Raw genomic sequence first — 19,051 nt, 5'->3', positions numbered from 1 at the left:
GGTCTCAGGTGAGCTTCATGCGATTGCCTTGACAGGCGTTGTTGATTATCATAAAACACTGACACTGTATTATATAATCGTGCTTTTGTGTTATTTTTTTAATATTTACTGATTACGTACTTGCTTAACCACTCAGTTGCGCTAGAACTAATAGACGCGAAATTTAAATCTCTAATTTTCCAACACTTAGTAAAACCTCGTTTGCCATCCCACTACCATTGTAGGAGCAAATCAGGAGACATAAAAAATTAGCGGTAGCGTGCCTGGCCCTCTAGATAAGTATTGGAGACTGTAATGAAGTTTGAAAAGTCACAGACAGCAATCGACCACCTGACTCCCGAGCAACACCGAATTACCCAGGAGGCGGGCACCGAAAGGCCCTTCACGGGCGAGTACAACGACAACAAGGAGCCTGGCATCTACGTCGACATAGTGTCGGGAGAGCCACTGTTCGCTTCGACGGACAAGTTCGATTCGGGTACTGGCTGGCCCAGCTTCACCAAGCCGATCGTTTCGGCAAACGTGAACGAGGTGCGGGACAGCGCACACGGCATGGTCCGGACGGAGGTCAGGTCAGTACACGCAGACAGTCATCTCGGCCATGTGTTCCCCGATGGTCCTTCCGACCGCGGCGGTCTGCGGTACTGCATCAACTCAGCGTCCCTTCGCTTCATCCCGCGCGACGAGATGGAGTCCGAGGGATACGGTGAATATCTCGATCAAGTAGAGGAGGCTTAACATGCATCAGCGCGCTGTTCTCGCAGGAGGATGTTTCTGGGGCATGCAGGATCTGATCCGCAAGCGGCCCGGCATCATCTCGACCCGTGTGGGTTACACGGGCGGCGATATTCCGAACGCCACGTATCGTAATCACGGCACGCATGCCGAGGGGATCGAGATTGTCTTCGACCCGACAGTGACGAGCTACCGGAACATCCTGGAATTCTTCTTCCAGATCCACGATCCGACGACGCTGAACCGCCAGGGCAATGATCGTGGGCTCTCCTACCGGTCGGGCATCTATTATGTCGACGAGGAGCAGAAGCGCGTCGCCGAGGATACGATCGCCGATGTGGATGCCTCGGGGCTGTGGGATGGCAAAGTGGTGACCGAGGTCCAGCCGGTCGGCGAGTTCTGGGAGGCCGAGCCCGATCACCAGGATTATCTGGAGAAGCGCCCGGGCGGCTACACCTGCCACTTCGTCCGTCCCGGCTGGGTGCTTCCGAAGCGCCAAAAGGTTGACGACGTACAGCCAGCGGCCGGGACCGCGGCGGAATAGGCTTCACTGCCGTTGCCACTGCGCCGATCCGGTCCGCAATCTTCGTGACCGCGTCGTTCAGCGACGCGGTCATCGAACCCTACTTCAGAGTGACGGCTCGTTCCAGTCAGTCGCCATCGCAACACCAGGATCGCAGATTTATGCCAGACCTCTCGTCCTTTCCGATCACGCAGCGCTGGCCGGCATCTCATCCCGATCGCCTGCAACTCTACGCAGCCCCTACGCCCAATGGCGTCAAGGTCTCGATCATGCTTGAGGAGACTGGCCTGGCGTACGAGCCCCACCTGATCGACATCTCGAACAACGAGTCGAAGGATCCGGCGTTCGTGTCGCTGAACCCGAACGGACGCATACCGGCGATCATCGATCCGGCTGGCCCTGACGGTAGACCCATCGCCTTATGGGAATCCGGTGCGATCCTCCTCTATCTGGCCGACAAGACGGGTCAGTTCATCTCCACCGAACCAGGCCAGCGTTACGAGACCCTAGCGTGGGTGTTCTTTCAGATGTCGGCCATCGGGCCGATGTTCGGTCAGCTCGGCTTCTTCCTGCGATTTGGCGGCAAGGACTATGAGGACAAGCGGCCGCAACAGCGCTTTATCGACGAATCCACGCGTCTGCTGGGGATTCTGGATCGCCGGCTGGAAGGCCGCGACTGGATCGTCGACGACTATTCGATCGCGGACATCGCGACGCTCGGCTGGGTGAATGCGCTGGTGGAATTCTACGCTGCGGGTGACATCCTTGGCCTCAGCAGCTTTTCGAACGTCCGCGCATGGCTTGGACGCGGGCTGGCTCGACCGGCCGTCCAGCGTGGCCTCCACATTCCCGCGAGGCCAGCATGAGCATCATCGCCGCCTATTATTACAACGAAGGCAAGCGAGTTCGCGAAATCGCGCTCGATGAGCACGTCAAGTTGGGCGAGAGTCGCTCGGGCTTCTGCTGGATCGCGCTTAGCGAACCCACCCCCGAGGAACTACTCGCGATCCAAAGGACATATAATCTTCATCCGTTGGCGATCGACAACGCGATGCACCCGCTGTGCCCGCCCAAGCTCGAGGTCTACAACGATGAGTTGTACGTCGTCGCGCAGACCGCCGAGCTGGTCGGCGACCGGATCAGCTACGGCAAGATGGCGATCTTCACCGGTCACAATCACCTTATCACCGTGCGGCACGGCAATGCCGGAGCGCTGGGCAAACTTCGGGAGCAACTCGAGGCATCGCCGACGCAGTTCGGCAAGGGTGTCGACTATGTGCTGCACGCGATCTTGCATCGCGTGGTCGACCAGTATCTGCCCATCTTCGAAATGATCGAGGACGACGTCCTGGCGATGGAGCGACGGTCGCTGCACGATTTCCTCGGGCCAGAAGAGGTGGCGCGAATCTTCGAACTAAGGTCCGAACTCACGCGGTTCCAGCGCACGCTCGGGGCTATGGCCGAGCTGGTGCGAAAGCTCGTTCGCGGCCACTTTCCCTGCATCAGCGCCGAAATGACACCATATTTCCACGACGTCGCGGACCATGTCCACCGCGTGCAGTCCATGGTCGACGGCCTCCTGCTTGTCCTGTCCACGGTCTTTGAGGCCAGCAGCCTTCTTGAAGCGCAAAGGACGGGGGTGATCACCCGCCAGCTGGCGGCTTGGGCGGCAATACTGGCAGTCCCGACGGCGATCGCTGGAATATACGGCATGAACTTTAAGCACATGCCGGAGCTGGACACGGCCTACGGATACTTTGTCGTGCTCGGAGTGATAGCGATATCGTGCGTTTTCCTATTTGTGCGCTTCAAGAAGGCTAAGTGGCTGTGAATACTGCCCATCGTTTTCTTCGCCGTCATCTGACGGTTACAGCGGGCCTTATACGGAAGCTTGTCCAATCCAACTCAAGATGAAGGTGCGTCCATGACATAGCAGCTGACCGACGCTCTACAAGCAGTTCAGTCCTTCATCGCCAAGGGCTAAGACCGCGAATAGCGCGTCAAGGACAGCAATCTCGTCGATCTCGAGCCAGGATCAACCATCGGTCCGTGCGGCATCTGCGTCGACGCGGCGTTTCGCCTCGGAAGCGGTGATGATGGCGATAACGCCTCCACCCTCTACGCGATCACCGATCCGGCGACCGAGCATAAGGGCCTGTTGATCGACGTGTTCGATGAAATCTGCTACCGCGACCCAGTTCAAGAGTCGGGACCTCAATGTAGAAGAAGTTGACTAACGAGCATTCGCGTCATCCGATCAAGCAAGCTGGAGACATTTATGAAAGCCATTGGTTACAAGGTTCCGGGACCCATCGCCGCGGATGCCGCGCTGGTCGACATCAATCTGCCTCGGCCTGTCGCTGCAGGATACGATATCCTGGTTGAGGTGAAGGCCGTCTCGGTCAACCCGGTCGACTACAAGGTCCGCAACAGCACGCCGCCGGCAGATGGCGATTGGAAGGTGCTGGGATGGGATGCCGCCGGGATTGTGCGCGAGGTCGGCCCCGACGTCACGCAGTTCGAGTTAGGCGACGAGGTCTATTATGCCGGATCGATCACACGGCCCGGTACCAATGCGGAGTTCCATCTCGTCGACGCCCGGATTGTCGGTCACAAACCTGCGTCGCTCTCCTGGGCGGAAGCGGCGGCGCTGCCGCTGACGACGTTGACGGCCTGGGAGGCGATGTTCGACCGCCTGGACGTGGCGAAGCCCGTACCCGGTGCGGCGGAGGCGATCCTCATCATCGGTGGCGCGGGCGGGGTTGGGTCGATCGCCGTCCAGATCGCGCGACAGCGCACGGACCTCACCGTCATCGCCACAGCCTCTCGACCGGAAACCCAAGAGTGGGTAAGAGGGCTTGGAGCTCACCACGTCATCGACCATTCTCGTCCGCTCGCGCCACAGATCGCCGAACTCGGCATCGGTGCTCCCGCTTTCGTCTTTTCGACCACACATACCGAGCAACATGTCGCCGACATCGCCGAACTGATCGCCCCACAAGGACGGTTCGGACTGATCGACGATCCCAAGGCATTCGATATCATGGTTTTCAAGCGCAAGGCGGTGTCGATCCACCACGAGCTGATGTTCACGCGGTCGATCTACGGCACGCCCGACATGAATGAGCAGGGCGAGATTCTGGATGCGATGGCAGCGCTGGTTGACGACGGCAAAATCCGCACGACGCTGACCCGACGACTGTCGCCGATCAATGCCGCCAATCTGAAGACGGTGCATGCACTGATCGAAAGTGGCGCGGCTAAAGGCAAGATCGTCCTCGAAGGCTTCTAACGACCGCGATCGCCAAACATCTTGTCCAACCTCAAAAAGCCGAACGGGTTATGCCCCAGCGATGAGAATCCCATGACCAAATCTATTGCCACCGCCTCGATCAACCGCGAAACCGCAGTCGCCCTCATCGACGCGGCGCTCGCTGCGGCCCGTGCCATCGGCATCCCGGCTGCCGTCGCCGTCGTCGACGCCACCGGTAACCTGCGCGCGTTCGAGCGCACCGACGATGCGCCGTTCCTTACCGTCGATGTTGCCATCGACAAGGCCTGGAGTTCCGCCTCGTTTGGGTTCCCGACCCATGTCTGGAACGACTATGTGACCAACGATCCAAAAGTGGCGCCGCTAGCCTATCGCCCTCGGATGGTCGCTGTCGGCGGCGGTTATCCGATTCTGGAGGATGGGAAGTTGATCGGCGGCATAGGCATCTCCGGAGGCAACTATCAGCAGGATCAGGATGCGTGCGTCGAGGCACTCATGAAAATCGGGTTCCAGTTGCCAGCCTGACGACTGTGAGGCCATCACCGGTGGTAATGGCCAACAGATCCAACCTTTGAGAGGCCTAATGATGGAAGCGTTCGTCGTCTTTACGCGGGAAGAAACCAGCGACCCACATGCACTCGCAACCTATTCTGCAGGCGTCGGACCATCGTTCGATGGTCACGACGTTACCTTTCTCGCCGCTTATGGCGCGATCCAGCATTTGGAGGGGCCGCCCATCGAAGGGGCCGTAATCTTGCGTTTCCCGACGATGCAGGCCGCTCGCGACTGGTATGACAGTCCCGCCTACCAAACCATCGCTGCTCAACGCTTTGCCGGTTCCCGTTACCGCGCCTTTATCATTGAAGGGCGGCGGTGACATACCGACAGAAGCACTTCGGCGCTGACCACGAGGTATCGGCGTGTGAACTCGCATCTTGGGAATCTGTGGGGGGGACCAAGACAGCGGCGCTAGGGGCTCATATCGTTGATCGGATCAGAGAGTTGCTCGGCGAGAATGGGTTATCTATTGCCGAGCTGACGGAGCGGAGCCGCCCTCTCCCAACGGATTGATTCAATCGTTGACGCTCCTCCTATCCGGATCCGGGTTTTCGCACGCTGATCAACAGAGTTACAGCGCGCAACGCCTGTAGTGGGCATCAGGGGATGGGTGGCAATCAGGATGATTGCCCACCTTCCAACGATTAACCTTGCTCAAGTTGCTTCACTAGTCGCTCCGCGTCGAGATGGAAGTCCGAGAAAACAATGCTACCGCCAGCGTCGATAACCGTAAACCACGGAGTTCCTCGTGTGCGGTAGTCTTCCATGAAGGTTGGAAACGGCGAGCCGGTCGGTTGCTCGTCGTGACCGAAAACGATAGGAAGCTCATACTTGAGCTGGTTCACGCGCAACTTCTCGAAGGTATTCTCATGCGTTCCTTCGAAGACGGTCTGGATCACTGCGAACCCCACGTCTTTTGAGCTCAACGCTGCATGCAACTTTTGTAGCGTCGGAAACCCATGCAAATGGCAACCTTGGCACCAATGCTGGAAGGCAAACAAGATTTTCGGGCCGGGCCCGATATCTGACAGTTTGAACGGCGCGATACTTTCCCCATCTTTGCCAATCCATTTTTGCACCCGCAGCTCAGGCGCTTGTCGTTCGATCTCGTTCATCTGATCCTCCAACCCCGATACAGAAGCTTAGTGGATGATCGCGCGTCGCGACGGTGCGCGAACGTCCGACCTTATTTTCCCTATTTCCTGAAGCCAGAATAGATCAGATCGACATTTCGTCCTTAATATACTCAAGCTGCCGGCGAGCGCGAACTGGGCAACCATGCGCTGGTGAGCCTTGAGCTTTGCACGCTGCCCATCCGTTTGAGAGCGAACCTGCAACTTCCGCTCCGCATACCGCAGATCAGCGTACGCAGCCTTGGGGTTATCTACCCTATAGCCATTGGGTATTGGGAATCATGCTGGCCTGACGCTATGTTCGATACGCGATTTTTTACGATGATAGAGCATCTGTATCTGATTTTTAGTCGATTGGCTTATTCGGCGGATGTGCGGGCAAATGCTTTACGCAGAGTACTGAAATGAAGGCCGGCTTCGGTCTGCCGTATCGAGCAAGAGGGGTCACTATGGTCACCAGAGGTTTCACCGGTCGCGGTTCAGGCGACCAGTCCGATCGGATTCCGCCAGGTCAGCATCTGGTGGAGGATTTCCCTGTTCTGTCGGCCGGCCCTACGCCGAGGGTAGAGCCCTCCGACTGGAAATTCACAGTCAAAATTGGTCCGAAGCCCGTCAAAACGTGGAATTGGGGCGAATTCAACACTCTACCAAAGACCCAGGTGACAAAGGATATTCACTGCGTCACCTCTTGGTCCAAACTGGATACCGTTTGGGAGGGTGTACTCATTGAAGACATCCTTGCAGATGCAGAGCTTGATCGGCCTACCGATTTCGTCTTGGCGCACTGCTACGATAATTATTCGACAAACGTCCCTCTGACGGATCTGCTTTCCGGGAAAGCGATGGTCGCCCTCAGTTATGCGGGCAAGCCACTTTCCCGCGATCATGGGGGGCCGGCGCGTCTTCTAGTGCCGCACCTTTACTTCTGGAAATCCGCCAAATGGGTGAATGCGCTGCAATTCACGACGCGTGACGAGGCCGGCTTTTGGGAGCTGCACGGCTATCACATCTACGGCGATCCGTGGCGCGAACAACGATACACCCATGACTGAAAACGAAGCGCAAGTCCGTTCGTGGCAATCATGCGTGATCGACGACATCATCCAGCAAACACCGAGTATCAAGAGCTTCTTCCTTCGGTTGAGCAAGCCGTTCGCGCACACCGCAGGTCAGCACGTCGATATCCGGCTGACCGCGCCCGACGGCTACAGTGCAATGCGCAGCTACTCGATCGCGTCATCGGCAGTTTCGACCCCGATCGTCGAGATAGCTATCGAGCGCATGCCGGATGCCGAAGTTTCGCCGTTTTTTCACGACATCGCGGCGATTGGTGACGAAATCGAAGTTCGCGGTCCGCTCGGTGGCCATTTCCTTTGGCCTGAGCCTGCCATAGATCCGGTTCTGTTGATCGGGGGAGGCTCCGGCCTCGTGCCGTTGATGGCAATGATCCGGCAGCGCCGCGCATTGGCCCAAGCCGTTCCGACAGCGTTGCTCCTGTCCGCACGAACCGCCGAGGACGTTCTCTTCTCAGAAGAACTTCATTGCATCGAAATCAGCGATCCGGCGTTCGTCCTGGCGCTCGCGATTACGCGCGAGAAACCGGTTCGCGCATCGGACTTTGCGCGACGGATCGACGGCATGATGGTCCAAGAAATTCTAACCAGGCTTCAGGGAAAGCCGACGCAAGTGTTCGTCTGCGGGTCTAACGGATTCGTCAACATCGCAACCGATAGCGCGCTGCTGGCGGGCTTGGACGCCTCCATCATCAAGACGGAGCGCTACGGGGGCTAGCGGCGCGAGCTATCTCACGTCGCGCCGATCGTAGACGTGCGCCCTGGGAAGCTTTGGCGATCAACGTGAACCGTTTTGCCGAACACAGTCTTCGTACCCCCCGGCCTCTAGAACGCCTTCGCTCGCGATACCTGGCTCGACATCAAGCTCAATTTGAAAGTTCCTGCACTATCCGTCGTCCTGATATGCTCGACCAGCATGATGGGCGATTCGAGCGGGACCGCTTCCGTCCCAATCGAGGCTCGGTTACCTTAGAGCATCGGCTCGGCGCTACAGGAGGCGCGTGCGGCCTCTGCCTGGCGGTGAAAGCACTTTGGGCCATGTCGCCTGGATAGCGGCCAATCGTCAGCATCTGCTCCGATGTCGGCCAAGGTGCAGTCGCCATCTTTGAACGCCGCGAATTGGAGATCAACGCCATGACAGCGATCCGCGTGCAACTGCCGGAGATGCAATATGACAACTGATGTATTGCTGTACACCACGAATTGGTGCCCGTTCTGCCGCCGAGCGAAGGCGCTCCTCAAGGAAAAGGGCGTGCGATGGAAGGAGCTCGATATTGAGGCGGATCCGGCTCACCGGCAGGCCATGGCGGAAGCGTCGGGGCGAAGCTCCGTGCCGCAGATCTTCATCAATGGCACCCTTATCGGTGGCTCCGATGAGCTATTCGCGCTCGATGTCAGAGGCGAGCTCGACAAACTTCTCGGGCGCAACCCGCCTGCCACCTGAGGAGGTGCGGCTTGGGGCAGCCAGCCCGCGAGCCTTCGCCGGTTGATGAATACAAAAGGAGAGTCCGTTGGTCTCAGCCATCTGGAAAGACACTACTATCGCCACAAGCGACGAAACAGTCATCGTCGAGGGAAATCACTACTTCCCACCGTCAGGAGTCGACCTGAGCCTGCTTGAGATGAGCCCGCACACATCTGTCTGTCCGATCAAAGGCGCCGCGCGCTTCTTTCATGTTCGCGCGGGTGACGCGCTCAACGTGAACGCCGCTTGGACCTATCCCGCCCCCACTCCGGATGCCGAGGGTATCCGGGATTACATCGCTTTCTGGAAAGGCGTGGACGTTGCCTAGCAGACTGGACGGACGACTTCGCTGATAGCCATGCGGGCGCCGACATCTCAATTATCCTGCCCACCCCGGGCCTCGTCGGCTGCAGGAATCTGCCCGGCACCTTAGCGCGACCCGGCACTGGCGGTCTCGCACCCGCCGCGCCTCTGTTCTATCAATAAGGATGGATGACATGGAGCATTCCGAGTTCGATGCCGCTTTCGCGAAGCTTGCGGAGGGATACAGAGAAGGGACTTATGAAGGCCGGCGTTTCAGCTTGATCGTCCGGCGATCTGGGGACGGACGTCGCAACAGTCTGTTCGCCAGGGAGTTGGACGGGACTGACATTGTCAGCTTCAACCTCTTCCGCGTTACATCAGATAGGACATTGTTGAAGCCGTGCGAAATGTCCGCCGAAAAGGTCGTAGCGTTCGTGCTGGAGTTCCGACCGGACACCTGACGGGCAGAAGAAGATCCCGGCCAACCGGCGCGCCTGCGACGGCCGGCTATCTAAGGCTGCGCAAGCCTATAGCCGCAGCTCATTGCACTTCGTCTGGCGAGGAATTCAACATCGATACGTCGCCATCCGCGGGGATATCGGTACAGGCGCCCGTGTAAGCCAGATTGAGAAATCCTAAGCGATGACTAACACCAATGACGCCACCCTTCCGACACATTCTATTCTTGAGGAATGCACAGCGATGGCTGTCGTCAACGCTCTGAAGATTATTCTGAAGAACAGCTACGCGATCTACCTTAAGACAAAAAATGCCACTCGGGCGCATCCCGCCCCTACTTCAGGGACTTTCACTTGCTTCTCGCTCTGTCACTCACAGCATCGGCACGCCCATGACGCATGGTATCCAGGCCTCATAATTTTCCCATATAACCTTCTTGTCTTTTGCGCACCCAGAAAGACTCGAGGCTTTAACTGGACAGATGAGCCCTCGAGGGTAGTGTTCACCTGATTGGCTTTCTCATATCTGATGTTGATTCGCACAGTGTGCCAACCAGGTGATAGTTTCAAAAAACCTGCGCTTCAGAGCGAATTAGACGATCTTCGATAAGAGCGATCCGCCTCAAAATCCAAAACATCTAACATTGTCCTAGAGCCATATTTGTACCTAGTACTATGGCGCTCCCATTAACACATTTGATGATGCACAGAAAACTTAGCTCATGATAGCTTTCAGCTAACAGCTATTCGGAAGCCCGAAAGGATTCAACCGTTTAAGCGTGAACCGTCGATTATAAATACTTTCGTAAGTTAGCTTTAAAGGACGCTTTTAGTCCTTGTAAATACGCATTACGACTCCACAGCTACCAAATCCATACGGCGCCAGCAACCATTAAAACACCCGACACTACTAAAACAATAGTAGAGGCGCGATTGCTGCCTTTCAAAGTATGACCAACACCCACATCCATAACTAGGTGTCGAATTCCGGCTACGAGATGATAAATAAATGAAGAGTATACCAACCAGAAACTAACTTTGCCGAAAGGTGAAGAAAAAATCTCCTTGACTTCATTAAAACCCTTTTCTGACTCCAACGATTTGCTCAGCATATACAGTATCAGTCCCAGAAAAATAAAGAGCATAATTCCTGAAATCCGGTGCAGAATCGATGTAAGCGCCGTGAGAGGAAGCTGAATGGTTCGAATATCAAGATTAACCGGCCGCTTTTTATTCATTTTGACTCCAGTCAACAATTCTAGTGGGGGATTTCAGTTTTCGATCTCATTCATCATAGCAGCTGTAACTAAGGCTGGCGGCGACAATAATGGAGATATTCGGGGCTTACGTTGCATTTTGAGGTCGCAAGTGCATGTGCGTAAATTGAAGCAAATTGCAAGGTTATGCCCAATAGGTAGCTAGCTTATTAATTTAACAAAAGTGACGTGTGTCGTTCTGCAGGGCATGCTGTTCCCCAACCCTGGAAAACCTATCCTCTTTAACACGTCAAAGTCGATTGATAGGCTTGCTGCAACAGCTATCTGCCCGGTTGAAGTCGAAGATCGATGTATCTGTAGGGTTTGGAAATAAATGCGGGCGCCCACCGCACTCACGGCTCAGTTACCATTCTTTGTGCATCGCGGCCGCGCGGCTAGTTGGTAGCTGTTCTAAGCCTAGTCAGTGCCGCCCTTCGCCCCAAGCCCCATAGTCAGATTTGAGAAATGACAGTAGGCGATGCCGCAACGCGCTTCATCGACCTATGTAAAACGACTCCTTTATCGAAATAGTGCACTCATCGCTCTCCACGGCGATCCCTTCATCGCGAATTGCACCGCCCAAGACGATCTGCACTGAAATCAATACTTTCTGATGCCTCTTGATTAGAGATGCCAGCCATAATCATCTCATCGCCAACGCATACGGCGTTCGGCAGCCAACACACTCTCACTCACTACTGGAAGCTCAGACATGAAAACCATAGGCATTGAAAACTCGAAGTCCAGCGTACAGGCCCACTTAACGCTTGGAACCAAAACTATGGGGCTAGGTATCTATGGCGCGTACTTGGCTCTCGCTATTATTTACTTCTGGTTCGGCGGCATGAAATTTACCCACTACGAGGCCGAGGGCCTGGTTCCACTGGTGAGCAACAGCCCGCTTTTGGGATGGGTGTATAGCATTTTTTCGGTCGACATGTTCTCCAGCCTGCTCGGCATACTAGAGATTTCGATCGGCACTCTGATCGCAGGCCGCATGCTGTCACCCAAACTATCCGTGGTAGGAGGCGCTCTGTCTGCAGGCCTGTTCTTCACAACCCTTAGCTTTATGTTTTCCACTCCGGGCGTCATTGAGCCTAGTTTAGGGTTTCCGGCGATTTCCGTTGCGCCAGGTCAGTTTCTGCTTAAAGACTTAGGGTTGCTTGCTGTTTCGATATTTGTGGCAGGCCATTCGCTGGTTGAACTGGAAAAACGTAAAATTAATGCATAATTTTTTCAATGGCTTAAGGCAGTAATGCCTTAGGCCTTTTTGCCGTCATTTTCCCCCGCCAGATCTTTCAACCAGTCACGAGGGCTCAACCCCGTCTTGCGTCTAAATGCGCGAGACAGCGCCGAAGGACTTTCGTAGCCGACTTGAGCTGCAATCAGCGTAATCGAGCGCCCTTCTCGCATCAGCTTCTGAGCCAGGCTAACTCGCCAACTCAACAAATAATCAGCAGGCGTCTGTCCGATGACACTCTTGAAATGCACGGCATACGCAGCGCGTGACATATTTGACTCACTGGCCAGCTCTGCTATTGACCAGGCATGTTCCGGGGAGTTGTGCATCTGTAAAAGCGATCGGGCAAGCCGCATGTCGGCCAGTCCAGCCATCATTCCGGTGCGCAACTGGTGATGATCGAGCAGGTAACGGAGCAACAGAATGATTAGGAGCTCAAATAAGCGCTCAAGCGCGGCTTCCCTTCCACAATGCACATTTGCCGCCTCGGCAAACATCCACTCCAACGTGTCTGCCAGCATGGGCAGATCATCGAGTGCGAGCACCAAACAGTCCGGTAATGAAGCCGACAAAGGATTATCAATTCCGCCCTCAAACTCCATGGAAGCACACAACAACTTTGCGCCATCGGACTCACCCGCAAACAATTGATGCTTGGCGGGGCGTGGCATAAAAATCAAGCTAGGGCGAGTGAGCTGCAAATCCTTGCGATCGGGACCAAGCAACGTCACGCTGCCGGCCTGAAGCAGATGGATATAACCTCGCCGCTCGGCGCCATCGTAAGATGCAGAGCCGCATAGGTCGCCGTCATAGAACAGATTGGCCCGCACGCCGAACCGCGAGAGCAAATTAGACAAACGATCCATTGGCCGATCCTTGACGAGTCAGAACGCACAGACCATACCATCTGCGTTGTCGTTCAGTGCCTGTAGCGAACATGCCGGCGTAAATCAGCCAACGGATAAAGTGATCACTGAGCAGCTCAGCCTCCCTTTCCAGTTCGGCTGTTAAAAAAACAACACCGTTGTTTGAAAGCACCAGCAAATCAAGTGCTCACTCTTCTATTTTACGGGGTTGTACGCCGGAATCCCAGAAATTTCCGTCAGCCCAGCTCCAGTCCCGCCACGAGCGCATCCAGGTCGATGAACTTGCCGTCAGTCTGGAAGGTGTAATGCCCGTTCAGCAGGATGTGCCGCCAGGCCGCTGGCGACATCTGCGTGATCAACGCCAGCGCCTTGGCATTGCCAGCTGCCTCGTACTTCGTCAGCAGCAGGGACAGGATCGCCGAGTTGTAGAAGATGATCGCGTTGCCGATCAGCCTGGCGCACTGGTTGCTGATCTCGATTTCGATGTCGGTGCGGCCGGTCAATTCCTTCTTCCCACCGACTTGGGCGATGGTCGAGCGTAGCTGGTGATAGGACTCAATGCGGTTCTGCGAGCGGTGAACATTACGCTCCAGTTGCGGGTCGCGCAGGTAGCGCAGTGTGTAGATACTGCGGATGAGCTTGTCGAACTCGAAGATTGCGCGCCGCGTCGGGTTCGGCGCCGTATAGGTGCACAGCTTGCGGATCAGCGTGCCCTGCGTCATTTCCTTCAGGCCCAGTGTGGCGACGATTCGGTCGATGTTCGCCTTCTCACCGACGATGAGTTGCCGGTCGATCTGGCCAGCCGGCCGGATCAGGCATTTCTCGTACAATGCCAGATCATCGGCGCAATACAGCTCCTGCAACTGGTCGTCGAGGTCGGTGAAGCGCGGCTCGAAACGAAGTCCGAACCAGTGCAGGATGGCGAAGTTGGCCTTGTTGATGCTGTGCATGTCGCCGGTGATCGCGCTCGGCACGATGTCCGACGTGTTGCGGTACCAGATGTCGAACACGTGGTGAGCCTCGTACTCGTGTGCGCCTATCAGGTAGCCGTTCAACGGCACGTGATTGCACAGCAGCGTGTAGGCGACGACGCCCTTGCCGCGGCCGAAATATTTGCGCGAGTAGCGCGCCTTCACAGTTGGTCGCTCGACGCCGAATTTCTGCCCATCAACGGCACCGTACAACGAATCGAGGTCGAACGAGTAATGCGGGAAGATCGGCAGTGCGGCGATGGCGTTGCTGATGCAATCGTTGGCCACATGTAGCGTCGCCTGGCGCAGGTACTGCTGGTAGGTACTCTCCAGGACGTGGTACGGGATGTCGCTGGTACGTGCCATAACCTGGTTGCCGTGGTTCATGGCTTGGGCAATGATCACCGCCATCAGACTGTCGGCGTCGGCTACCTTCTTCGCATAGCGTGGCTGCAATGGTGTCAGCGCCGACAGGAACTGGCACTGGCCGTTGACGAAGCGAAACACGTCGGCGACATCGCAGTATGGCAGTTGCTCGTAGAGAGCTTGCTCGCGCGCCTTCTGGTTCTCCCCCTTGGGCTTGCGCCAGGTCAGTCTCTGCGTGTCCTTGTCGTATTCCAGGTGCGTCAGCTTGCCCTGTTTCAGCTCGCGATTGAACGCCACCCATTGCGCACGCAACTCGGTCGCCAGTGCATCGAGCTGGGCACTGACCGGCTGCCGCAGGAAGGGGATGTCCATCTGCGCGAGCACGGCGGCTTTCTCGTCCATCGAAACCAACTCGTCGGACAAATGCCGGTGCTGCAAGCTATCGTCAATGTAGAGCTCGCCCGCCTGGAAGCGTTTCCTGACCTGACGGTAAAGCCAGAATTCGTAACGATCGGCATGCAGGCCTGTCGGCGTGCCTTCGGCATCGAACATCAGCAGGTACGGACGCAAGCGTTTCGGCAGCGTTGCCGCCGGACATTCGTCGAGTGGCCGTTGTGATAGGCGCTGCTGCTTGGCGAACACGCTCTTGGCCCAAGTCAGCGCCGCGAGCCATGGGTTATCGGGGGCCGTGCCGGCGAAGTCGAGCGCGACGTACAGCGGCCGTAGATGGCGTCGAATGCGTTCGGCCAGGCCGTCCACCGCCTGCCAGTGCAGCGCCAGTTTGTTCAGTGGCTTGACGCTCATGCGCTGCGCCGTGTTTTGCAGCAATTCCCTGGACATGATTTTGTAGGCGCGTTGGCGCACCTCGCCGAACGGCGTCGGATCGGCCACGCTGTCGTCCACGTACAGCGACAGCAGGCGGCCAACCTGCGGCGTTTCCTGATGGCGTCGCAGCTGTTCGGCGACAAAGGACTGTTTCGCACCCGTGCGGCTCTCGTCCTCAAGTTTTTTCATGTGGAAGGCCATCGCGTCGACCAGGTTGTCGGTGAGCTGCCGGTAACGTACCCAGGCATAGCACAGCAGGTAGAGCCGGGTCTGCTCCGCCTTCAGGTGGCGCAGGTCATGGACGGTATAGAAGTTCGCCAGGCTCGCGTAGTACAGCAGGTTCTGCTGCGAGATGCCGAGCTTGGGCAGCAGCGCCTTGGCGATCCCGTGCAAGGACTTCAGCGTGGCGCGCTTCTCGCGCTCCCCTGCCATCTGACGCCAGCCGAAATCTTTAGCGTCCTGCTTGAGCGCTGCCAGTTGAGACAGGGTGTCGTCACGCACCAGGAGCTGGCCCAGCGCAGCTTTGGCCGATTCGTCCAACACTTCTGCCAGCAAGCCGCCCAAGCGCCTGCGTTCGGTGGACAGGGCTTCACTGACCAGCTCTTGTAAGGTGGTGTGGCCGGGCCGGATGATTTTGTGCTCGCTGAGCCAAACGATCAGTTCGGCGGCCACGAATCCTGGCATTACGTCGCGCCGCACGATCTGTTCAGCCTGCTGTGCCAGTTGCGGCAGGAAGCTAGCCGCCCAAGACCGGTAGCCGAACAGTTCGGCGATCTGACCCCTCTGGCTGTAGTGCTCATGCTTGGTGATCGCCTTGCGTTCGAACGCTTCGCCGTGGAAATAGCGACTCAGCACGAAGGCGCAATCGTCCTCGACCTCATGCCAATCGAAGCGGAAGAAAGCATGCTTGGCCTTGAAGTAGCCGATCTGCAAGACGCAATAGACTTGGGCCTGCAGGCTAGGCCGGCTGCTGGCGAACGCCAGTTCAGATTCGGCCAACGCCAGGTATTCCAGCCGCTGAGCATCGTCGAAGTCCGGTAGGCCGTACAAGGCTTCCTGCTCTGCGTCAGAAAAGACGGTGAGTAGCTTATTCTTGTTGCTCATCGACCGTCCTTCCCGCACCACGCCAACCTGCTCGCGTCAATGTTTCGATCAACGTAGTGCGCTTGACATTGAAGTTGCGGCACACCGCCGCCTTAGACATGCCGCCATCGAGCGCGGCGACGATGGCGTCCAGCTTCTCACCAGTGATCGCCTGCGGCCGGCCGCCGATCCGGCCGCGTTTGCGTGCGGCGGCCAAGCCCGCGACGACGCGCTCCTGAATCAAGGCGCGCTCGTACTGCGCGAGCGCACCGAACACCTGGAACAGGAATTCGCCCGAGGGCGTCGTAGTGTCCAGGTTCTCTGTCAGCGAGCGGAACGCCACCCGCTTGTCCTTGAGCGAAGTCACAATGGCGAGCAGGTGCGACAGCGAGCGACCGAGCCGGTCGAGTTTCCACACCACCAGCACATCGCCGGCTCGAACGAACTCAAGCGCCCGCGCCAAGCCGGCACGGTCATCCTTCGCGCCAGAGGCACGATCCTCAAACAGGTGACGCGGATCGACGCCGGCGGCGAGCAGCGCGTCGCGCTGCAAGTCCGTGCTCTGGCGGTCGGAGTCCGACGACACGCGCATGTAGCCAACCAACATAGGCGGATAACCATCAAAAACAGGTTTCCGCATAATAGTGAATAGCGATAGAGTTTTCCGTACATTTTTGAGGGGGTGTTGCACAGGTAGCACAGCGGCGGCTGACAGCCTGTCGCAAAACAAATGTTTTACGACACCTCCTTGAGGTTGCCGCGTTTACATCATTACCTGAACAGGTATAAAATTCCGTCATGACAAACAAAGAAAAACCGCTCGAATGGATCGCGAGCAGCCACAAGGATTTGATGGCGTTGCCGTCCGACGTGCGTCGCCGTTTCGGTTACGCGCTCTCGTTGGCGCAGATAGGCGATCAGGATGACGCAGCAAAGGTGCTCAAGGGGTTCGGTGGTGCCGGCGTGCTGGAGGTCGTCGAAGACGATGCCGGCGGCACCTATCGAGCGGTATACACGGTCAAGTTTGCGGAAGCGGTGTTCGTCCTGCACTGCTTCCAGAAGAAGAGCAAGAGCGGAATCGCCACGCCAAAGGCCGACATGGACATCATCCGCGCTCGGCTGAAGGTGGCCGAGGTATTGGCACAGGAGCTACGAAATGCAAAAACGAATCATTGAAGGCGTCGAGGTTCAGCGCAGCTCGGGCAACGTCTTTGCCGACCTTGGACTGCCTGACGCTGAAAAGCTCAAGATCAAGACCGGCCTGGTGGTCGAGATCAGGAGGGCCATGCGCGCCCTTGGGCTGACTCAACAAGCGGCGGCCAAACGCATGGGCATCCCGCAACCGAAGGTGTCGGGCATGATGCGCGGCGACTTCACCAATCTATCCGAACGCAAGCTGATGGATTGTCTGAATCGCCTCGGCTACGACATCGAAATCAAGGTACGGCCAGCAGCCGAGCCGATCGGGCATCTAACGCTCGCAACCGCTTAATCGGAGCTCTCCTGATGGCAGCCCGCATCACCGACGACGAATGGGACGAACTGACTCCCGAGAATTTCGATACCACGGCACTGCTGCGTGCAGTCGATGCCGTGGACGTGCTGCGCGGCGATTTGAATGACAGCGCAGACGGCGCACCTCCGCAACTGCGCACCGACCTGTTGAAGCTGCATCAACTGGCAATGGCCGCGTTCAACGAGGGATCACGCAGCCGAGTGGCTGAGCTATTTGATCTCGCCGTGGATCTTCAGGATCAGGTTGATCATCTGATGACCTCGCTGGAACAAGTGCAAGAAACCCTGTCCCGGTGACGGCGCTCTACCCAGAAAGCCTGTCCTGAATGTTCTTGGAGACAACCACATCATGAGCCGCAGCCGCCGCAAAACGCCCATCGTTGGGCACACGACCTGCCGTAGCGAGCGCGAGGACAAGAAACTCTGGCATCAGCGCTGGCGAACCCACGAGCGCACCGCGCTGGCCAGCGCGTCGCCGGAAGCTCTATGCGCCCATCTGCCTCTACTGGAAAACCAGGTCAGCAACGTCTGGTCGATGGGTAAGGATGGCCGCTCCTACTGGCCCATCAAGCGCCAGGCCGCCACGGCGGATCGCATTGCCAACCACAAGGGACGCAATCCGCAAGAGCGCGCCTCCCTGAAAAAGCGTCTGCTGCGCAAGTGGATGAGCAAATGAACCTGTCCACCATCGAGGCGCTGGCTATCGCTTGGGCGCGAATCGCTGAAGAAGCAGAACTCCCAGCCGGCTACGAGGGCACGGCGACGCCAGAGGCGCATCGGGCCTGCGAGGTGATCCAGGAGCGGATTCGAGAGCACGTCGTCGCCACCAATGACATGCGGCTGTTCGGCCTGCTGCACCTGCTTGGGCAGGCGTCGCTGCGCATGGAGCAAGCGCTGTGGCCGGAAGAATATGCGCGGATGACCCGCGAGGTCGAGGAAGCTCTCCGAGAGGCCGACGACCCCAACGCCAAGTCGTACACCCACGAAGAAGTCATGCAGGCGATGCAGGAACGCATCGACCGAGCGCGAGACAAAGCCATGTTGATCGGCTGACGGAAATTTCGGCGGTTCCGGCTGATCCAAGAATCTTGGCGTGACCTTACCTCCGCTCTACCGCTGGGTGCCAGCCTCGGCGCACGCCTAACCACCCAACTCAGAAAGGAAAATAAGTTGGTAAAACGCATTCCCGTATCCGAGCTTCGTCTCGGCATGTACATCCACAAGCTCGCCTGCTCTTGGGTTCGACACCCATTCTGGCGCGGCAGCTTCCTGCTGACCGAGCCTCAGGATCTCTCTGCCATTCGAGAATGTGGCGTCGGGGAGGTCTGGGTCGACTTGGCCAAAAGCCAAGTCGACCCAGAGAGCCCAGAGAGCCCAGAGAGCCCAGAGCCCAGAGCCCAGAGCCCAGAG

Annotated in this window: 24 protein-coding genes and 1 pseudogene; 19 read left to right on the top strand and 6 right to left on the bottom strand. The window is 57.3% G+C overall.

Going from position 1 to position 19,051, the window contains the following annotated elements:
• Window positions 1-294: 294 nt before the first annotated feature.
• From msrB to HMPREF2924_RS06870, 4 genes are all read left to right on the top strand, one after another.
• Window positions 295-738, top strand: a complete 444-nt coding sequence (gene msrB, locus HMPREF2924_RS06885; RefSeq protein WP_003464965.1) for a peptide-methionine (R)-S-oxide reductase MsrB — start codon at window positions 295-297, stop codon at window positions 736-738.
• 1 nt (window position 739) lies between these two features.
• A complete protein-coding gene (msrA, locus tag HMPREF2924_RS06880) occupies window positions 740-1,279 on the top strand; it encodes a peptide-methionine (S)-S-oxide reductase MsrA (RefSeq protein ID WP_003464967.1) in 540 nt (179 codons plus the stop codon).
• A gap of 140 nt (window positions 1,280-1,419) precedes the next feature.
• Window positions 1,420-2,124 carry a glutathione S-transferase N-terminal domain-containing protein gene (locus HMPREF2924_RS06875; RefSeq protein WP_003464969.1) on the top strand — a complete coding sequence of 235 codons (705 nt, stop codon included), beginning with the start codon at window positions 1,420-1,422 and terminating at the stop codon, window positions 2,122-2,124.
• Entirely contained in the window at window positions 2,121-3,089 is a 969-nt protein-coding gene (locus HMPREF2924_RS06870) for a magnesium and cobalt transport protein CorA (RefSeq protein WP_003464971.1), read from the top strand. Before HMPREF2924_RS06875 ends, HMPREF2924_RS06870 begins: the two co-directional genes overlap by 4 nt.
• Window positions 3,090-3,293: 204 nt before the next feature.
• Here HMPREF2924_RS06870 and HMPREF2924_RS36035 read toward each other — a convergent pair whose 3' ends face one another.
• Window positions 3,294-3,461 carry a hypothetical protein gene (locus HMPREF2924_RS36035; protein WP_016487060.1) on the bottom strand — a complete coding sequence of 56 codons (168 nt, stop codon included), beginning with the start codon at window positions 3,459-3,461 and terminating at the stop codon, window positions 3,294-3,296.
• A 75-nt stretch (window positions 3,462-3,536) separates the two neighbouring features.
• Here HMPREF2924_RS36035 and HMPREF2924_RS06865 point away from each other — a divergent pair, with 75 nt between their 5' ends.
• From HMPREF2924_RS06865 to HMPREF2924_RS06855, 3 genes are all read left to right on the top strand, one after another.
• The gene (locus HMPREF2924_RS06865; protein ID WP_002118279.1) at window positions 3,537-4,550 is read left to right on the top strand and encodes a zinc-binding alcohol dehydrogenase family protein; all 1,014 of its coding nucleotides are present in this window, start codon (window positions 3,537-3,539) and stop codon (window positions 4,548-4,550) included.
• 72 nt (window positions 4,551-4,622) lie between these two features.
• On the top strand, window positions 4,623-5,054 hold the full coding sequence (locus HMPREF2924_RS06860) for a GlcG/HbpS family heme-binding protein (protein ID WP_005006001.1): 432 nt from the start codon (window positions 4,623-4,625) through the stop codon (window positions 5,052-5,054).
• A gap of 58 nt (window positions 5,055-5,112) precedes the next feature.
• Window positions 5,113-5,406, top strand: a complete 294-nt coding sequence (locus HMPREF2924_RS06855; RefSeq protein WP_010591688.1) for a DUF1330 domain-containing protein — start codon at window positions 5,113-5,115, stop codon at window positions 5,404-5,406.
• Window positions 5,407-5,731: 325 nt separating this feature from the next.
• On the opposite strand, the gene HMPREF2924_RS06850 is transcribed toward HMPREF2924_RS06855, so the two are convergent.
• The gene (locus HMPREF2924_RS06850; protein WP_003464979.1) at window positions 5,732-6,202 is read right to left on the bottom strand and encodes a TlpA family protein disulfide reductase; all 471 of its coding nucleotides are present in this window, start codon (window positions 6,200-6,202) and stop codon (window positions 5,732-5,734) included.
• Window positions 6,203-6,669: 467 nt separating this feature from the next.
• On the opposite strand from HMPREF2924_RS06850, the gene HMPREF2924_RS06845 reads away from it, so the two are divergent.
• The 5 genes from HMPREF2924_RS06845 (at window position 6,670) to HMPREF2924_RS06825 (ending at window position 9,522) form a co-directional block, all read left to right on the top strand.
• On the top strand, window positions 6,670-7,272 hold the full coding sequence (locus HMPREF2924_RS06845; protein WP_003464980.1) for a sulfite oxidase-like oxidoreductase: 603 nt from the start codon (window positions 6,670-6,672) through the stop codon (window positions 7,270-7,272).
• Window positions 7,265-8,011, top strand: a complete 747-nt coding sequence (locus HMPREF2924_RS06840; protein ID WP_002118292.1) for a ferredoxin reductase — start codon at window positions 7,265-7,267, stop codon at window positions 8,009-8,011. The genes HMPREF2924_RS06845 and HMPREF2924_RS06840 overlap by 8 nt, the downstream gene beginning before the upstream one ends.
• A 453-nt stretch (window positions 8,012-8,464) precedes the next feature.
• Complete coding sequence (grxC, locus tag HMPREF2924_RS06835; RefSeq protein ID WP_005005995.1) at window positions 8,465-8,737, top strand: glutaredoxin 3; 273 nt, start codon at window positions 8,465-8,467, stop codon at window positions 8,735-8,737.
• 67 nt (window positions 8,738-8,804) lie between these two features.
• The gene (locus HMPREF2924_RS06830) at window positions 8,805-9,086 is read left to right on the top strand and encodes a DUF427 domain-containing protein (protein ID WP_003464986.1); all 282 of its coding nucleotides are present in this window, start codon (window positions 8,805-8,807) and stop codon (window positions 9,084-9,086) included.
• A 169-nt stretch (window positions 9,087-9,255) separates the two neighbouring features.
• Window positions 9,256-9,522: a hypothetical protein gene (locus tag HMPREF2924_RS06825; protein WP_003464988.1), complete on the top strand. Its 267-nt coding sequence runs from the start codon at window positions 9,256-9,258 to the stop codon at window positions 9,520-9,522.
• Window positions 9,523-10,382: 860 nt separating this feature from the next.
• Here the strand turns inward: HMPREF2924_RS06825 and sdhC are convergent.
• Window positions 10,383-10,757, bottom strand: coding sequence for a succinate dehydrogenase, cytochrome b556 subunit (sdhC, locus tag HMPREF2924_RS34010; protein WP_005005993.1), 375 nt, complete (start codon window positions 10,755-10,757; stop codon window positions 10,383-10,385).
• A 730-nt stretch (window positions 10,758-11,487) separates the two neighbouring features.
• Here sdhC and HMPREF2924_RS06820 point away from each other — a divergent pair.
• Window positions 11,488-12,006, top strand: a complete 519-nt coding sequence (locus HMPREF2924_RS06820; RefSeq protein WP_003464991.1) for a YkgB family protein — start codon at window positions 11,488-11,490, stop codon at window positions 12,004-12,006.
• A 29-nt stretch (window positions 12,007-12,035) separates the two neighbouring features.
• On the opposite strand, the gene HMPREF2924_RS06815 is transcribed toward HMPREF2924_RS06820, so the two are convergent.
• From HMPREF2924_RS06815 to HMPREF2924_RS06805, 3 genes are all read right to left on the bottom strand, one after another.
• Window positions 12,036-12,881 carry an AraC family transcriptional regulator gene (locus HMPREF2924_RS06815; RefSeq protein WP_003464995.1) on the bottom strand — a complete coding sequence of 282 codons (846 nt, stop codon included), beginning with the start codon at window positions 12,879-12,881 and terminating at the stop codon, window positions 12,036-12,038.
• Between the two features lie 236 nt (window positions 12,882-13,117).
• Window positions 13,118-16,147, bottom strand: coding sequence for a Tn3 family transposase (locus HMPREF2924_RS06810; RefSeq protein ID WP_024015041.1), 3,030 nt, complete (start codon window positions 16,145-16,147; stop codon window positions 13,118-13,120).
• Complete coding sequence (locus tag HMPREF2924_RS06805) at window positions 16,131-16,733, bottom strand: recombinase family protein (RefSeq protein WP_010465829.1); 603 nt, start codon at window positions 16,731-16,733, stop codon at window positions 16,131-16,133. Before HMPREF2924_RS06805 ends, HMPREF2924_RS06810 begins: the two co-directional genes overlap by 17 nt.
• Before the next feature lie 191 nt (window positions 16,734-16,924).
• On the opposite strand from HMPREF2924_RS06805, the gene HMPREF2924_RS06800 reads away from it, so the two are divergent.
• From HMPREF2924_RS06800 to HMPREF2924_RS34005, 6 genes and pseudogenes are all read left to right on the top strand, one after another.
• Window positions 16,925-17,302 carry a type II toxin-antitoxin system RelE/ParE family toxin gene (locus tag HMPREF2924_RS06800; RefSeq protein WP_003151133.1) on the top strand — a complete coding sequence of 126 codons (378 nt, stop codon included), beginning with the start codon at window positions 16,925-16,927 and terminating at the stop codon, window positions 17,300-17,302.
• Window positions 17,283-17,618, top strand: coding sequence for a helix-turn-helix domain-containing protein (locus tag HMPREF2924_RS06795; protein WP_001172026.1), 336 nt, complete (start codon window positions 17,283-17,285; stop codon window positions 17,616-17,618). Before HMPREF2924_RS06800 ends, HMPREF2924_RS06795 begins: the two co-directional genes overlap by 20 nt.
• 14 nt (window positions 17,619-17,632) lie before the next feature.
• Window positions 17,633-17,967, top strand: a pseudogene (locus HMPREF2924_RS06790) (transposase).
• A gap of 23 nt (window positions 17,968-17,990) precedes the next feature.
• Entirely contained in the window at window positions 17,991-18,317 is a 327-nt protein-coding gene (locus HMPREF2924_RS06785) for a hypothetical protein (protein ID WP_000091614.1), read from the top strand.
• Window positions 18,314-18,694 (top strand): hypothetical protein, encoded by a 381-nt coding sequence (locus HMPREF2924_RS06780; RefSeq protein WP_001054412.1) that lies wholly within the window; start codon window positions 18,314-18,316, stop codon window positions 18,692-18,694. Before HMPREF2924_RS06785 ends, HMPREF2924_RS06780 begins: the two co-directional genes overlap by 4 nt.
• A 156-nt stretch (window positions 18,695-18,850) precedes the next feature.
• Window positions 18,851-19,051, top strand: a 201-nt coding sequence (locus tag HMPREF2924_RS34005) for a DUF3391 domain-containing protein (RefSeq protein ID WP_256567943.1), incomplete at its 3' end; no start/stop codon positions are given.

Origin of the sequence: Pseudomonas sp. HMSC063H08, assembly GCF_001813645.1 — a bacterium.
Classification (GTDB): Bacteria; Pseudomonadota; Gammaproteobacteria; order Pseudomonadales; family Pseudomonadaceae; genus Pseudomonas; species Pseudomonas aeruginosa.
Note: the sequence above shows the minus strand (reverse complement) of the source record. Positions and strands in the feature narration are given on the sequence as shown.

Excerpts from the sequence above, each read along its gene's own strand:
- msrB (WP_003464965.1), top strand. The coding sequence starts at position 295 with ATGAAGTTTGAAAAGTCACAGACAGCAATCGACCACCTGACTCCCGAG.
- msrA (WP_003464967.1), top strand. The coding sequence starts at position 740 with ATGCATCAGCGCGCTGTTCTCGCAGGAGGATGTTTCTGGGGCATGCAG.
- HMPREF2924_RS06875 (WP_003464969.1), top strand. The coding sequence starts at position 1,420 with ATGCCAGACCTCTCGTCCTTTCCGATCACGCAGCGCTGGCCGGCATCT.
- HMPREF2924_RS06870 (WP_003464971.1), top strand. The coding sequence starts at position 2,121 with ATGAGCATCATCGCCGCCTATTATTACAACGAAGGCAAGCGAGTTCGC.
- HMPREF2924_RS06865 (WP_002118279.1), top strand. The coding sequence starts at position 3,537 with ATGAAAGCCATTGGTTACAAGGTTCCGGGACCCATCGCCGCGGATGCC.
- HMPREF2924_RS06860 (WP_005006001.1), top strand. The coding sequence starts at position 4,623 with ATGACCAAATCTATTGCCACCGCCTCGATCAACCGCGAAACCGCAGTC.
- HMPREF2924_RS06855 (WP_010591688.1), top strand. The coding sequence starts at position 5,113 with ATGATGGAAGCGTTCGTCGTCTTTACGCGGGAAGAAACCAGCGACCCA.
- HMPREF2924_RS06850 (WP_003464979.1), bottom strand. The coding sequence starts at position 6,202 with ATGAACGAGATCGAACGACAAGCGCCTGAGCTGCGGGTGCAAAAATGG.
- HMPREF2924_RS06845 (WP_003464980.1), top strand. The coding sequence starts at position 6,670 with ATGGTCACCAGAGGTTTCACCGGTCGCGGTTCAGGCGACCAGTCCGAT.
- HMPREF2924_RS06840 (WP_002118292.1), top strand. The coding sequence starts at position 7,265 with ATGACTGAAAACGAAGCGCAAGTCCGTTCGTGGCAATCATGCGTGATC.
- grxC (WP_005005995.1), top strand. The coding sequence starts at position 8,465 with ATGACAACTGATGTATTGCTGTACACCACGAATTGGTGCCCGTTCTGC.
- HMPREF2924_RS06825 (WP_003464988.1), top strand. The coding sequence starts at position 9,256 with ATGGAGCATTCCGAGTTCGATGCCGCTTTCGCGAAGCTTGCGGAGGGA.
- sdhC (WP_005005993.1), bottom strand. The coding sequence starts at position 10,757 with ATGAATAAAAAGCGGCCGGTTAATCTTGATATTCGAACCATTCAGCTT.
- HMPREF2924_RS06820 (WP_003464991.1), top strand. The coding sequence starts at position 11,488 with ATGAAAACCATAGGCATTGAAAACTCGAAGTCCAGCGTACAGGCCCAC.
- HMPREF2924_RS06815 (WP_003464995.1), bottom strand. The coding sequence starts at position 12,881 with ATGGATCGTTTGTCTAATTTGCTCTCGCGGTTCGGCGTGCGGGCCAAT.
- HMPREF2924_RS06810 (WP_024015041.1), bottom strand. The coding sequence starts at position 16,147 with ATGAGCAACAAGAATAAGCTACTCACCGTCTTTTCTGACGCAGAGCAG.
- HMPREF2924_RS06805 (WP_010465829.1), bottom strand. The coding sequence starts at position 16,733 with ATGTTGGTTGGCTACATGCGCGTGTCGTCGGACTCCGACCGCCAGAGC.
- HMPREF2924_RS06800 (WP_003151133.1), top strand. The coding sequence starts at position 16,925 with ATGACAAACAAAGAAAAACCGCTCGAATGGATCGCGAGCAGCCACAAG.
- HMPREF2924_RS06795 (WP_001172026.1), top strand. The coding sequence starts at position 17,283 with ATGCAAAAACGAATCATTGAAGGCGTCGAGGTTCAGCGCAGCTCGGGC.
- HMPREF2924_RS06785 (WP_000091614.1), top strand. The coding sequence starts at position 17,991 with ATGAGCCGCAGCCGCCGCAAAACGCCCATCGTTGGGCACACGACCTGC.
- HMPREF2924_RS06780 (WP_001054412.1), top strand. The coding sequence starts at position 18,314 with ATGAACCTGTCCACCATCGAGGCGCTGGCTATCGCTTGGGCGCGAATC.